The sequence below is a fragment of the Sorangium sp. So ce296 genome (assembly GCF_051529605.1).
GTDB lineage: Bacteria > Myxococcota_A > Polyangia > Polyangiales > Polyangiaceae > Sorangium > Sorangium cellulosum_D.
The window spans coordinates 6,348,123-6,362,484 of record NZ_CP150325.1 but is presented as its reverse complement, the minus strand read 5'-3'; the positions used below and the strand labels follow the sequence as shown (position 1 = coordinate 6,362,484).

Below are 14,362 nucleotides of genomic sequence, written 5' to 3'. Positions count from 1 at the left end.
ACACGGGCCCCTGTGGGGGACGAGCGACGCGGAGCATGATGGCCGGAGGGCAGGCAGGCGAGATGAAAGATCACCCCTCCAGCGAGCCTCGCGGGGGCGCATCGGGCCGGTCACGGAGCGCGCGGGCGGCGCGGCGGCGGCGCGGCGGAGCGCCAGATCAATGCCGCCCATACAGGTCGGGGGTCGAGGCGGGCTCGCGCGGCGGCGGCTTCTTGTTGGCGGACGACGCCGGAGGCGCCTTGGACCTCGAGGGCGCAGACGTGCTGGTAGGCGCCGGCGGATGTGCGCTCGGGCGGCGGGAGGCCGCGACGGGGGCCGAGGAGGCCGGCACCGAGGTCGCAGGCACCGCTGCGGCGCTGGACCCGGGCGGCGCGGCGCTGGGCTCGGGCGGCGCGGCGTTGGGCTCGGACGCTGTCGCGGGCGCTGCCGCGGCCACTCCGGGCGCTGCCGCGGTCGGCCCGGGCGCTGCCGACGCCTCGGAAACAGGGTCCGGAGCCGCCGCCTCCGGACCACCTCCGCCGCGAGCGCCCAGCAGGAGCCAGCTCCCGGCGCCGAGGACCCCGAGCCCGAGCACCGCCAGTCCGGCGGCGATCGGCCCGCGCATCGGCCTCGCCGCCCTTGTCGGCCCGGCCGACACCGCCGCCTCGGTCTGGGTCCTCGCGAGCGTCAGCCCGTGGGAGCGCGAGTCGCGCTCCGGGTCCGGGATCGTCGCCGGCTCGGCCGCCTCGTGCGCCGGGGTCATCGCCGTGGCGGCGGCGACCATCCCGGGCCGGGACGGCGTCCCGGAGATCGACCACCGGTCACCGCCCACCGGGACGCCGAGCACCTCGCCCAGGGCCTGCACCGCCTCCACCGCCCGGCCGAACCGCGCCGCCGGCACGACGGCGGTGGCCCGCGCAAACCACGCATCGAAGCCCGGCGGCAACATCACACCTTGCGCTCGCGCGCGCTGCACCGGCGGCTCCTGAGGACCACGGACGGCCAGCAGCGCGAACGCGACCATGTCGCCGGCGCTCCTCGCCTCTTGCCTCCAGTAGGGTACCCCCACGAGCAGCGTATAGGCGATCATGCCCAGAGCATAGATATCCGCGGCCCCCGTGAGCCTCGCGCCGACCTGGAACTGCTCGGGCGCCATGTAGATCGGCGTGCCGAGGTTGCGCGTGGCGCCGGCCGCGGCCGTGCTCTCGGCGATGAGCTTCGCGATGCCGAAGTCGAGGAGCTTCACGCGGACCGAGCCGTCCTCCCGCTCCGACAGGAAGATGTTTGCGGGCTTGAGGTCGCGGTGCACGATGGATGCGGCGTGGGTGCGATCGAGCGCGAGCGCCGTCTGGTGGAGGTAGGTGATCGCCTCGGCGGGCGGCAGGCGGCCGGCGCGCTTCAGGCGCTGGCCGAGCTCCTCGCCGCGAAGCAGCTCCATGACCAGGAAGGGCGTCCCGGTCGCCTCGTCGACGCCCGCGTCGAAGACGTCGACGATGTACTCGCTCTCGACGTCCGCCGCGATGCGGGCCTCGAGCTTGAAGCGCTCGCGCATCTCCTCGTCGGCGAAGATGTGCGGGTGCATGGCCTTGAGGGCCCGGCGGCGCGCCGTCTCCAGGTGCACCACCTCGTGGATGCTCCCCATTCCACCGGTAGCGATGAGGCGCACCACGCGATAGCGCCGCGCGAAGACGGTCCCCTCCGCGAGTGTGGCCGACACGGCGGGAGGCTCTCTTACCGGGCTGGCGGCGTCAAGGATCCAGGGAGCCGGCGGCCGGCTGCGACCGAGCGCGACGGCGGTCTCCCTCGATGCCCGTCGTCACGCATCGCCGCGCCGCGCCGCCGCGCTGCATGTGAGGCCCGGCGCGCGGCGATCGCGCGCCGGGACGGCGGGGCGCCGACATCGCGCTCGTCGAGGAGCTCCGGCGGCGCCGCTCTCCACTACAGGTCTCTCGCACAACGGACGCCGGCGTCATTGCCGCTGTTCGCCGGATCGTCCTTGATGCGGTAGGAAGTGAGCAGGTACGACGCATCGTTGATGAACGCCCCGCCGCGGACCACCCGGCCCGAGGCAGCGGCCATGTTGGCGCAATCCTCGCATTCTTCTTCCGGATAATCGGCGTGCCAGTCCAGGGCCCACTCCCACATGTTCCCCGCCAGGTCCGCCTGCCCCCATCGCCCGTCGCCCTTCGGCCGGGCCCCGACGGGCAGGATATCGCTGAACGCACAGTCGCTGGCCGGAGACCCATCTCCGGTACAGTCGTACGCCGCGTAGCTCTCATCGATGGTCGCGTCCCGGGGCTCCGACCACGGGTATTCTCGCTGCTGTTCACCGCCGGCCGCGGCGTAGTTCCACTCCAGCTCCGTGGGCAGCCGGCCCCCGTCCCACGCGCAGAACGCGAACGCCAGGTACCAGGTCAGGCAGTTCACCGGTAGATGCTCGTGCGCTTCGGGCACGTCCGTCCATGTCGACAAGGTCGAATCGCACGTCAGCGCTTCCTTCAGCGCCGCCGCGTTCGCGGGCAGCCAGCTGTTACTCCAGCCGTCATCCCACCCGCTCCTGTCGATGCGCGGGTGCTTCCCCGCGCCCGCCTGGGGCTTGCTGCCGGGATAGGCCTCCACGAACTTGCGAAACCGCCCCACCGTCACCTCGAACCGATCCAGCGAGAACCCGCTCACCCTGGCGGAATATCTCTCGTCGTTGTCTCGCTTGAAGCTCCCGCCGGCCACCTCCAGCGTCGCGCAGCAGCTCTCGTCGCCCCTCGGGCCGCATGTCTCGTCCAGCCCGGCGCAGCTCGGCGGAGCGGGGCATCCCCCGCCGGTGCAAGCCCCTCCAGCGCCGGTCCCGCTGGATGCTCCGGTGCCGCTCCCGCTGGATGCTCCGGGACCGCTCCCGCCGCCCGATCCCTCGTGCAGGTAATAGCCGTCGTCCAGCCCCACGAGCGTCCCGCACCCGCCGGTCATGACAGCCCACGCCGCCCACATCCATGCCGCGAGCTTGCCCTTCGCCATGTCCTCGTTCTACCGCCGCGGCGCGGAGGCTGTCCACCGCTGCGCATGGCCGGGATCACGCGGTGATGCGCCAGCCGGTTACGGGCTCGCCGCAGCGCGCCTCCGGATACCGCGGGAAAATCCCTGCGAGCATCTCTCCCATCGCGGCAGCGCTCATCGCGTTCGGGCCCGAACACGCGCGGCGGCGAGCGCCGCGTCGACGATCCCCTCCATGTGCTCATCGAGGTCGTTCGGAGCGATCTCCCGCTCCGCTAGGTTCACCTTGGCTCTATAGCAACGACGCGATCTCGCGCCGCGAGCCTTCACGATTGCGCCGAAGCGTTTCGGTCGTCGTCGAGCTCCGGTCTCAAGACCCTCGCCTCAAGGCTGGATAGGATGAACGTGCACATACGAAGGATCGCCTTGGCATCCTCCGTCGTGAGCTCCGGGTGCTTGGATCGGATCAGCTCTGCACCTTCTACGCTCTCGAGCTGCCACATAACGTCGGACAACAGGAAGTCTTTACCGCGCACCTTCAAGCCGTAAACTTCTTCAGGCTCGCCCTCGTAACCTGGCACCTTGCCATATTCTATCCGCTCCGAGCACGCCATATTGTCCGGCGTCTCCGACGCGTACTTCAAAAACGACTTCTTCACGACTTCGTCAGGCTCTTCGGCCGAAGCCGCGCCGACTTTCAGCCTGTCCGCAAGTTCGATCAGACAATCAACGAACTCGTGATGAGTGGAGATCATCGTCTCCTCCTTCCGGTGCCCTGCGAGAGGGGGGTCACGGAGATGCCGCCCTGGGCGATACGCTCGTTGAATGCATCCAACAACTTGGAGCCAACGCCATACGACCCCGGCTCGTTGGACTTGACCATGACTTTATCCGCGTTGTCCTTCTCTGCCCCCGCCATGCTCTCGTAATCGATCTTGCGCGAAGGGTCATTCAACCACTGCTTCGTCCCCTCCTTCATCTTGAACTCTACCCGGTGAGTGTAGTTCGACGAGGCGCCCAGATCCCTAGGATTCCGCGGTTGCGCTGCTTCGGATATCCACTTTGCCGCCCTCGAAGGTGTGCTCCCATGCATTCTTGGCACGAGGCCGCCAGCACTCCGAATCGCGTTTGCCTCGGCCTCCGACACGAACCTGACGAACACCTCGCACTTCAGCCCCAGCGGGTCGATCCATCCGAGAGCATTTGGTGCATAGGAATACAGGTTTCGTCCGCCGGCGAGCCCCAGCGGGTCCGGACTGCACCATCGGCCCACCTCCGAATCGAAGTACCGAAACCGCGTATAGCACAACCCGGTCTCCTCGTCCGCGTACTGCCCCAGCAGCCGGAACGGGCTCTCCATCGGACGCGCGTTCTGCGCCGGCGGGTCCCTCCAGGCATCGATGACCCGCCCCCACGCCGAGTGCACCGCCGACCAGGCCACCCGCCCGTCCGGCCCAACGAGCTCCTTCGGCATCCCGAGGTGATCGCTCACCACCGCGAACACCTGCCCCTGCTCCGCGTGCAGCAGGGGCACGAACGTCCCCGGATCATGGACGAACACGCGTGCCCCTCGCGTCCGCTCCAGATCCGCCGCCAGTTCATCCCCATCCCAAAGGAACTCCACCGTACCGTCCGCCGCCTCGGCTCCGGCTGGCACGAGTTCCTTGCGCACCCGCCGCCCGAACGCGTCGTACGAAAAGCGCACCCGTGCCCCGTCCGGCCGGCGCACCTCGCGCAGCCGGTCGCGACAGTCCCACGTGTACTCGGTCGCCGCGCCCTCAGCGCCCCCTGCGCGCGCCCCGAGGTCGAGCTTGACGACGCGCCGCCCGCGCTTATCGTAAGTATACTTGGCCTCGCTCGTCTGCCGCAGCATGTTCCCCGGGGCAATCTCCCACTCCCGCGAACTCGCGTGAGCTTCGAGCCCTTCGATCATCCTCCGCAGCGAGCCCGCCGCGTCATACGCGAACACCTCGCGCAATGAGCCGCGCTGTGCTTCGAGGAGCTGGTCGATCCGGTCATACCGGTACGTGGTCGCGCCCCATCGGCTGTCCTCGATCCGCGTCACCCGCCCGAGCGCGTCGTAGCTCCACTTCCGCTCGACCAGGTCCTTCGTGACCGCTGTCCCGGGCGCCGACGCCGATACCCGCTGCTCGATCAGCCGATTCATTGCGTCGTAGCCGCTCTGGATCGACACCTGCTCATCCGGAGAGCAGCGGCAGACCTCCCGTCCGAGCGCGTCGCGCTCGATCTCCATCCGGTAGCCGTCGTGCTCCACGGCGATCAGCGCATCCAGCGCGTCGTACACGTATTTCGTGGTCGCGCCGTTCGGCAGCACCCGCTTCGTCCGTCGCCCGAGCGCGTCGTACTCGAACCGAAGCGCCTTGTCTCCCTGCCGCTCCGTCACGATCCGCCCGAGCTTGTCCCGCTCGAACATCGTAACGACCTTGCTCTCCCCCTCTTCCACGACCGCGGCGAGCAGCCGCCCGAGCGTGTCGCGCGGATAGGTCGCTATCCCGTCGGTCGACTGCTCGAAGACGACATTGCCCAGCCGGTCGTGGTTGAACGATCGGAAGCTCCCGTCCGGGTAGTCGATTCGCGCCAGGTTTCCGGCCTTCGAATAACCGTACTTCAGCACCCGCCCGTCAAACGTCAGCTCCTCGACGATGCGACCTGCGACGTCATAGGTGAACGCATACACCTCTCCACGCGGGTTCTCGATCTCCCGGAGCCGCTCCGTGGACGTGTACCGGAAGGACCACGTCTGCCCATCGGGCTGCGTAACACGCGAGAGCACCCCGGTGCCGCCATACTCCATCGCCGTCGCTTGCCCGAGGGCATCCGTGACGCGCGCGACGTTGCCCTGCGCGTCGTAGGCTTGTCGCGTGACGGTTTCATCCGGACGCTGGATCTCAATCGGTCTTCCCAGTTGATCGTACGTGAGCCGCGTCACCCTCCCGAGCGCGTCCGTCATCGACACGGGGCGCCCGAGCGTGTCGTACTCGAACGTGGTCCGCGCGCCGCGCGCGTCCGTCTCGGCGATCACGTTGTGCCGGGCGTCGTACTCGTATCGCACGACGGGCCTCTCGGGCCCCTCGATCGAGCACAGGCGCCCTCGGTCGTCGTACGATAGCTTGTACGTAATGCCCGTCGGGTACTGAATCTCGATGAGATTTCCGCGCGCGTCGTGTGTATAAAGCGTCTCCAGCCCGCCGGGCTCCGTCCGTTTGACGGGAAGATCTCCCTCGTACGTCCACGCCGTCACGTTGCCCGCCGGATCCACCACCCGCACGAGGTTGCCGCGCGCATCGCGCTCGAAGCGCGTCGCGTCCCCGGCGCCGTTGCGCTCCTCGAGGACGAAGTCATCCTCGTCGTACTCGCGCTCCCCCAAGAGGACGCCCGTCGTCGTCTCTTCGCGCGTGACGAGCCCATCGTCGTCCCATGTATAGATCCTCGGCTCCTCGCTCTCCGCCCTCGTCGTCTGCGTCCGCTCGTCGGCGTAGAGCTCCACCTCGTGCAGGCCGTCGGGTCCCCACGTCCGCACGCAGCGCCCGCTCTCATCGTCGTAGGTGTACTGGAAGCGCGCGCCATTCTTGAGCTGGGCGACGATCATCCGATCTGCGCCGTCGTACTCGTACTCCTCGACGCTCCCGAGCGCGTCGACCACGGCGGCGAGGTTTCGGGCCTTCGAGTACCGGTACTCCACCCATTGCTCGACGCGGCCGTCGACGCGCACATCGAGCCGCACGAGCCGGCCGCGGTCCCACGTGAAGAGGACCTCGCGCCCGGCCGTGTCGACCACGCGCGAGAGCAATCCCTCCTGGTAGTCGAGCGTGATCGCGTTGCCGCTCGCATCCTCGATCGAGCGGAGCAGCGCCTTGCGCCCCGGCCCGGCGAAGACGCGGGCGATGCGGCTTTCCAGGTCATAAACGCGATAGCTCCCGTTGCGGCCGACGCGGAGCTCGAGCCGCTCGCCGCGCTCGAATGATGCCTCGCCGACGCCGACCTTGTCGAAGCAGATCCATCGACCCTCGTCATCGTGCAGGTCGATCGTCTCCTCGCCCTCTTCGATCCACTGCTCGAGGCTGTGAGACCAGCCCGGTCCCAGCGCCGCGTCTCGGTCGTCGCAGCGCGAAGATGCATATTGGCGTTCGATGACGAGCGGAATGACGCCGGGCAACGAGATATCCGTCGCCTCGTCGACGACCTCGCCCGTCGCCACATTGACGGGGTGTCCCACCGTCGTGCATTTTTCCTTCTTCTTATGTTTTTTCTTCGGCGATCCTCTCCGGCGGTGCTTACCCCCTTTCCGTTTCCCGCTCCCCGCTTTGCTTCCCTTGCCGGGGGTCCCCTTGACCACGACCCCGTCTTTGCCCTTCTTCTTCGGCTTCTTCGCACCTCCGTCGGCGGCGTCGTCAGCGCCCTTCTTGCCCGCCTTCTCGGCGCCCTCTTTCCCCGCCTTCTCGGCGCCCTCTTTCCCCGCCTTCTCGCCGACCTCTTTCCCCGCCTTCTCGCCGGCCTCTTTCCCCGCCTTCTCGCCGGCCTCTTTCCCCGCCTTCTCGCCGGCCTCTTTCCCCGCCTGCTCCGCCCCCTGCTTCCCCGCCTGCTCCGCCCCCTGCTTCCCCAGCTGCTCCGCCCCCTGCTTCCCCAGCTGCTGCGCGGCCTCTTGCGCCCCCTCCTTGCCGACCGCTTCCGCGACGGCCTTGCCCGCCTTCACGGCCAGCCTCCCCCCCGTGGCCGCCGCGCCCGCGAACGGGATCATCCCCGCCGCGGAGATGCCCGCGTTCAGATAGTCGCCCTCCGCGAGGTAGATGACCGCGTTGAGCCCGTCGGCGATCTCCCCGAGGCCCGGGATGAAGCCGACGATATCGAGCCCGGTGTGGACCCAGTCCGAGGCCTTCTCCCACCAGCTCTTCTCGGCCTCCTCGCGCATCTTGTCGAGGTCCACGAGCGGCCCTGCATAGGGCGCCGACCCGTGGGCCATGAACACCGCCTTGCCGATCGTGTTCTCTGGCCCGTCCGGGCCCGCGCAGTTCATCGCGTACAGCGATGTGTGATAGATGATGTTGTTCCCCTGCGCCTGGACCGTCGTGCTGTGCGAGATCGGCCGGCAGTACCCCAGGTTCACCCCGCTCTTGACGCCGCCGCCCGTCCCCGGCTCATCGCCCTCGACGGTGGTGATCCGGCTCGCCATCGTCGTGGTGTCGAACGTCCCGAGCTTCACCGTGCTCGCCTCGTTCACGCCGGCGGCCAGGCAGGCGCGGATCTGGTACGGCACCGGCTTCATCTCGTCGCCGATGGGCGTCTTGCAGACATCCGGCTCGAGGCAGACGACCCACGCGTTGCCCGTCTTGCGGAGCCCTTCATTCTCGGCCACGAGTCGTCCCTCCCGGCGCCGCCATGCACGCCTCGAGCGCCTCAATCCTGCGTCTCTTGCTGTACGCGCCGCGCCACGTCATGAACAGGCGCCCCTCCGGCACGTCGATCATCAGCGTGTCGAGGAGCATCGGGACCACCGCGCGCGAGCCCGTCTCGAGCAGCGCCAGCAACCCGAGCTCGTACCCCGGGAGCCGGAGCTCGAGCGCCCCGTCCGGGTGCAGGTTCTCGAGGACGATCTCCTCGTTGCCGCGGAGATAGCCCGGATAGACGAGATCCGGATGAGCGCTGTTGTAGAACCGGTAATCGAAATCGAGCGGCGCGTGCGGCCAGCGCTCCGCCTGCCACGCCTCGTCGTAGGTCCCCGCGTACGCGCGCCGCGGCAGCCAGACGCCTGGGATCGGGCCGAGCCCCTCCGGCTTGTGGATCCGGCCGAGCTCGGTGACGGGGTCGTCGGGCGACTCGATCTGCGGCGCCTCGAACGTGACGTCGTTCGGCGTCTTCCCCTCGGGGAGATAGCCCTTCCCGACGGGGTTCTGCTCGAACGCGAGGCGGGCCCCCCACGCGTCCTGGAAGGTCCCGCCGAACGCGTGCTCGTACCGGACAGGCACCTCGCGGCAAGGCTCGGGGTCGGTGAGGCGGTACTCGTCGCCCTCGCGCACCCACCGCCGCGGCCCCGTCACGCGGAGCGTCTTGTCCACCTTGCCGATGCGCGCGCGGACGAACCACGCCGGCGCGGGCCAGCCCCCCGGCGCGTGCGCCGTCGCGTTGATGTGGATGTCGCTCCGCTGCTTGAACGGCGCGAGATCGCCCTCCATGCGCAGGCTCGACGAGGCCGCGTCCCCGTGGAACACGTCCCCTCCGGACACCTCCGGTTGCTCCGGATCGAGCTGCGCGACGCCGCCAGGGACGATGCGGAAGGCACCGCGCAGCACGAACACGCCGAACTCGCGCCCCTGCGGATCGATGCTGTCGAAGTGAAAAGGCCAGAAGCGAGTGTAGTTCCGTACGATCATGGCAGCGCCCGTCCAGCGGCGGATCAGTTGAGGTCGATGTACTCGCCGTCGATGTCCACCACCCCCGACGCCGCGATCAGGACCGTATCCCCGTTGACCTCCACCGCCGCGGCGTCCACGGTGGCGCGCTGGCCCGCCTTGACCTCCACGACGGCGCCCGCCGTGGTCGTGATCGTCACGCCCGCCGCGTTCGCGATCGTCACGCCCGCCGACGTCTGGATCGTCGAGCCGGCGGTGATCTGGATGTTCGCGCCCGCGCTCATGCTGATGTTCGCGCCCGCGCTGATCGACACGCTCCCCTCGGCCGTCAGGCTCACGTCCGGCCCTTTCATCGTGAGCGTGGACCGCCCCGTCGTCTGCGAGATGAACCGATCCGTCATCACCGTCCCGGTGGGCGGGATCTTCGGCGGCGGCTCGGCGGGTTGCTCGATCGTGACCGTGTGCTTCTTGCCCACGAGCGTCGAGTCCTGGACGCCGATCGCCGCGGCCCGATCCTTCCCGACCGTGATCGTCTGATTGTTCCCAACCGCGATCGTCTGGTCGTTCCCCACCGTGATCGCCTCGTCGTGCCCGACCGTGCGCGTCCGATCGACGCCCGTCGTCTCCGTCTCGTTGTTCTTGACGAGCTTGTTCAGGTCCTTCTGCGCCTGGACATTGACGAGCTCCCTCCCCGCCGCGTCCTCGAACATGATCTCGTTGTAGCCGCCCGTCCCGCCCGTGGAGTTGCTCCTCCACCCGCTCTGCGTCTTGTTGTCAGGCAGCTTGTACGGCACCTTCTGCAGGTTCGTGTACACCCGTCCCACGATGACCGGCCGGTCCGGGTCCCCGCTCAGGAAGTCCACCAGGACCTCCTGCCCGACGCGCGGCAAGGTCACCCCGCCGTACCCGGCGCCTCCCCACGACTGGCTCACGTGGATCCAGCACGAGCTGCTGTCGTCCATCTGGCTCTCGCGGTCCCAGTGGAAATGCACCCGGACCCGCCCGAACTCGTCCGTGTGGATCTCCTCCCCGGGCGGCCCCACCACGGTCGCGCTCTCGACCCCGTTCACCTTCGGCTTCGGCGTCACGAGCTCCGGCCGGAAGGGGATGTCCGTCCCCCGCGCCTTGCACCGATGCGACCACTCGCCGTGATGGGTCCCGCTCATCGACGACTCGACGACGAGCAGCGTCCGGCTCTCGGCGAGCGCCTCGTGCGGATGCCCCGCGATGCTCACCACGCTCCCTGGCGCGAGGTCATGGGCGTTCGTCTCGAAGGTGCAGACCTTGGCGCTGCCGCGCTTCGCGTCGAGCCGCCGCTGCGCCAGGCTCGCCGCCTCCTTCTCGTCGGTGCGCGCCTTGCCCTTGTCGTCGGCGCTCGGCGTCGCGTCCCCCTGATCCGTGCCGAAGAGGAACGCGCCCGGCGTGTACTGGTAGCGCTCGAGCTTCGCCTCGAGCCCCTGCCCGCCCGACGCGCTGCCCACCAGCTTGTAGCCCGGCGGCCGGCGATAGTCGTGGTCCCGCAGCGTGTATTTCCCCGGCCGCACGCGCTTGCCCATCCGTACGTCGGTCACGAACGAGATGCCGTGGCTGCGCGAGAGGCTCGCGTCGTCCAGGAACATCAGCGGCGCCCCGCGCTTCACGTTCGCGTGCGGCGCGTCCGACAGCACGAGCTTCGTCTCGTCCCCGCTCTGCTCGAAGGCGTACGCGATGCCCGCGTCCTCGAGCATCCGGCTCACGAAGGCGAAGTCCGACTCCGCGTATTGCACGCGGTATTTCCGCTTCTTGTAGGCGCCGCCGTCGATCCGCACCTCGGGCTCGATGCCCCACTCCTTGAGCACCTTGAGCGCGATGTCCGGCTCGGAGGTGTGCTGGAACATGCGGTAGTTCTTCCGCTGCGTGAGGAGCCACATCGTCGGCACGACGGTGAGCTGGTAGGTCGAGAGCCCGCCCGGCTCGACCCGCACCAGCTCGAGGTGGTTGCAGAGGCCCGACCAGGACCTGTCGTGCGCGCCCGCGCGCAGCGTGAAGCGCGCCGGCTGGCCCACGACGGCGTCGAAGTCGATGCTGGCGTTGTCCGAGACCGCGACCAGGTTGACCTCGAACAGGGACGAGAGCCGCTCTTGTACGGAGAAGTTGCGCACGTCGAGCGCGTCGCCCGAAGCGACCTCGACCTCGAGGTTCTTCCCGCCGATGCGGCTCGCGGCGGCGCCGGCCGCCTTGCCGACGCCCTTGACCGAACCACCAGCGGTCGCCTGCGAGGGATCCTCACCATGGCTTTTCACGAACGTCATCCTCGCGCCCTCCTGCGCTCCGGCCCGCTCCGTCTGCTCGCGAGCGTCCAAGGCTCCTGTCGAACCAGGCAAGTCGAATCATGGCTGGGAATACGCCGGGGAGCGTCTCACGAGATCTGGTGTACTGTCCAGGGCCTGCTGTGCAGGCGAACGGCGCTGGATGGCCGTGCGCGGTCCGTTCGGCGTAGAGGGTCGGCGTCGAGGGTCGTTGGACGCGAGGCGATGCCAGGGTGTGCGCATTGCGCCGCTCCGTGGACGATGGCGGGGCGGAAGCAACACATCATCAAATCTGCAAAATTACACCATTCCACGAACGAACCTCGCGCGTGGCAGCGAGAATGGCGCCCTGCGGCCACGATGCCACACCCCTCGCGTCCCCTCCGGGGGACGACGCACGAGGGGGCGACGTGTAGAATTTCAAGTCTTAAAGTATCGGGTCGATCCTCGTACGCTCGCGTCCGATGGACGTGGTGTCGCTGTGCCCGCTGCCGGCGTCGGGGTTCGTCTGGCAGTCGCAGGACGGGAGGGCTGCGCAGACCGTCGTCGTGAAAGCGACGTTCGTGCTCGTGCCTGGGAGGTCGTATCTCGCGGCGGAGCAGCAGGCGCCGAACGAGGAGGACAAGCACTGGAACGACGATCCGGCGCGCAGCGTCGTCGCGCCGAGCGACAGGGTGCCCTACAAACCGCGCGCCGACGTGATGCTCGTAGGGCACGCGTACGCGCCGGGCAAGCGTCCCATGCGATCGATGATGGTCCGCGTGGCGGTCGGAGACATCGACAAGTCCATCGAGGTGTGGTGCGACCGGGCCTTCCGGGTGCGAGACGGCCAGCTCCTCGAAGGACAGGGCTTCACCAAGATGCCTCTCTGCTGGGAGCGCGCGGCCGGCGGCCCCGACACGAGCAACCCGGTCGGCGTGCGGTTCGACGCGCCCCCGGACATGTATGGCAGGGTCACGCTCCCGAACCTCCAGCCGCCCGGGATGCATGTGGTCAATCCGTCGGACACGTTCGCGCCGGTGTGCTTCGCCCCGATCGGGCGGAGCTGGCCAGGGCGAACATCGTGGCTCGGACATCTGGCCGGGAAGTTCCCGCAGCCCGGATGGGAGGAGCGGCCGCTGCCGGAGGGGCTCGATCCCGTGTACTTTCTGGCGGCGCCCCTGGACCAGCAGGTGGAGCAGATCCGACCCAACGAGCACATCATCCTCGAGAACCTGAGCCCCGATCACGCCCGCCTGGTGACGAACCTGCCGGGCGTCCGGCCGAGGGCGGTCGCGCACCGGGCCACGGGGGAGCACGAGGAGGTGGCGCTCGTCGCGGACACGCTGTGGATCGACGCCGATCGTGGGCTGTGCACGGTGGTCTGGCGGGGAAGGATCGGGCTCAGGCATCCGAGCGAGGCGGGGCGCATCGCGGTGACGCTCGAGGGCGACGCCGGCGGCCGCGTCTCCAGCGACGAGGCGAAGCCGTCCCCGCCGGAGGCCAGGGATGCGGCGGAGAAGCGCGGGGTGGAAGAGGACGCGGAGGGGACGCTCCAGCTGGGGGACAAGGTCAGCGCGGCGGTGGCGCCGGTGATGCCGTTCCAGGGCGGGGGCGAGCCGCGGCAGGCGCCCGCGCCGCCGACGTCGAGGCCGGGGGACGCCGCGTTGCCGTTCCGGCCGGGTGGTCGCCCGCCGCACACCGCCGAGCCGGCGCCGCCGCCTGCGCCGCTCGCCGTGAGCCCGCCGCCCCCGCCGCTCGTGGTGCTGCCGCCGCCGGCGGAGCCCATCGCCGGGCCTGCGACGGCGGGGCCGTGGAGCCGGCTGGAGGCGGGCGGGAGGCCTTCCATCGGTCAGTCCGTCGTGGAATCCATGGCGGGCTCGCGCCCTGCTCCGAGGAGCCCCGCGTCGCCGCCGGCGGAGCCGACCCCGGCGGCGGCCGCGCCCGCGCTCACGCCGAGGCGCGGCGGGCGTGAGATCGTCGATCTGCTCTGGTTCAGCCCCGCGGCGATGCCGAGGATCCGGAAACACCCGGCGTGGAAGGAGATCCTCGCGGACGTGAAGCCGCGGCCCGACGACGAGGAGCTCGACGACGACATGCCGCCCGGCAAGCGGCCGTCGGCGAAGGATCGCCGGGACGTGCTGGCGATCCTCGCGCGCGGGCAGCCGATGCGGGTGGAGGACCTGGAGCAGGCGATGATGGAGGCCGTGGGCGAGGACGGGGCGTTCGTGCCGCCGCTCGTGCTGGTCGCCGGGGAGCTGGAGCTCCCGTTCGATGAGGTGGAGACGCTGAAGGCGCTGGTGGCCGCGGCGAGCCCGCTCGTGATGGCGGACAAGAAGCTGAAGGAAACGGTGGAGGCGATCCACGACGTCTTCAAGATGCCCTGGGTGCAGGGGGCGACGAGCGTGGTGGAGGGGCTGACGGGGCAGCTGCGCGAGGCGCTGGGTCAGAATCGCGTGGTCCCGGCGAGGACGATCGAGGCGCACGCGGAGCGGGCGCTGCTCGAGCACAGGCATTTCCAGAAAAGGCTGGTGATGGGGCAGATGAGATTGCGGGCGCTGCTCTCTTCCACCGGAGGTCACGTGAAGGTGCCTGTGTACTGGCCTGAGGCGGTGGGGAAGGAATTGCCGGGTCTCCAAAGAATGCAAGTGAGAATGATCGCCGCGCTCGGAATGCGCACCGAGCACCAGGAGAGCGCTGGTGTCGCGCTGCGGGCTTGCTCGGTCGCGCGGCGCGGAGCTCTTTGAGCCGCGCGCGTGGGCG

Annotated in this window: 7 protein-coding genes; 1 reads left to right on the top strand and 6 read right to left on the bottom strand. The window is 69.3% G+C overall.

From position 1 onward, the window contains the following. Positions 1 to 157: 157 nt before the first annotated feature. From WME98_RS23655 to WME98_RS23630, 6 genes are all read right to left on the bottom strand, one after another. Complete coding sequence (locus tag WME98_RS23655; protein WP_437953319.1) at positions 158 to 1,696, bottom strand: protein kinase domain-containing protein; 1,539 nt, start codon at positions 1,694 to 1,696, stop codon at positions 158 to 160. Positions 1,697 to 1,917: 221 nt separating this feature from the next. Beyond that, entirely contained in the window at positions 1,918 to 2,988 is a 1,071-nt protein-coding gene (locus tag WME98_RS23650) for a formylglycine-generating enzyme family protein (RefSeq protein WP_437953318.1), read from the bottom strand. 302 nt (positions 2,989 to 3,290) lie between these two features. Continuing rightward, a complete protein-coding gene (locus WME98_RS23645; RefSeq protein ID WP_437953317.1) occupies positions 3,291 to 3,719 on the bottom strand; it encodes a hypothetical protein in 429 nt (142 codons plus the stop codon). Continuing rightward, complete coding sequence (locus WME98_RS23640) at positions 3,716 to 8,338, bottom strand: PAAR-like domain-containing protein (RefSeq protein ID WP_437953316.1); 4,623 nt, start codon at positions 8,336 to 8,338, stop codon at positions 3,716 to 3,718. The genes WME98_RS23645 and WME98_RS23640 overlap by 4 nt, the downstream gene beginning before the upstream one ends. Continuing rightward, positions 8,325 to 9,353 (bottom strand): DUF2169 family type VI secretion system accessory protein, encoded by a 1,029-nt coding sequence (locus WME98_RS23635; protein ID WP_437953315.1) that lies wholly within the window; start codon positions 9,351 to 9,353, stop codon positions 8,325 to 8,327. Before WME98_RS23635 ends, WME98_RS23640 begins: the two co-directional genes overlap by 14 nt. 23 nt (positions 9,354 to 9,376) lie before the next feature. Next, positions 9,377 to 11,623 (bottom strand): type VI secretion system Vgr family protein, encoded by a 2,247-nt coding sequence (locus WME98_RS23630; protein ID WP_437953314.1) that lies wholly within the window; start codon positions 11,621 to 11,623, stop codon positions 9,377 to 9,379. Positions 11,624 to 12,084: 461 nt separating this feature from the next. Here WME98_RS23630 and WME98_RS23625 point away from each other — a divergent pair, with 461 nt between their 5' ends. Further along, the gene (locus tag WME98_RS23625; protein ID WP_437953313.1) at positions 12,085 to 14,346 is read left to right on the top strand and encodes a DUF2169 family type VI secretion system accessory protein; all 2,262 of its coding nucleotides are present in this window, start codon (positions 12,085 to 12,087) and stop codon (positions 14,344 to 14,346) included. Positions 14,347 to 14,362 lie beyond the last annotated feature (16 nt).

Excerpts from the sequence above, each read along its gene's own strand:
- WME98_RS23635 (WP_437953315.1), bottom strand. The coding sequence starts at position 9,353 with ATGATCGTACGGAACTACACTCGCTTCTGGCCTTTTCACTTCGACAGC.
- WME98_RS23650 (WP_437953318.1), bottom strand. The coding sequence starts at position 2,988 with ATGGCGAAGGGCAAGCTCGCGGCATGGATGTGGGCGGCGTGGGCTGTC.
- WME98_RS23625 (WP_437953313.1), top strand. The coding sequence starts at position 12,085 with ATGGACGTGGTGTCGCTGTGCCCGCTGCCGGCGTCGGGGTTCGTCTGG.
- WME98_RS23630 (WP_437953314.1), bottom strand. The coding sequence starts at position 11,623 with ATGACGTTCGTGAAAAGCCATGGTGAGGATCCCTCGCAGGCGACCGCT.
- WME98_RS23645 (WP_437953317.1), bottom strand. The coding sequence starts at position 3,719 with ATGATCTCCACTCATCACGAGTTCGTTGATTGTCTGATCGAACTTGCG.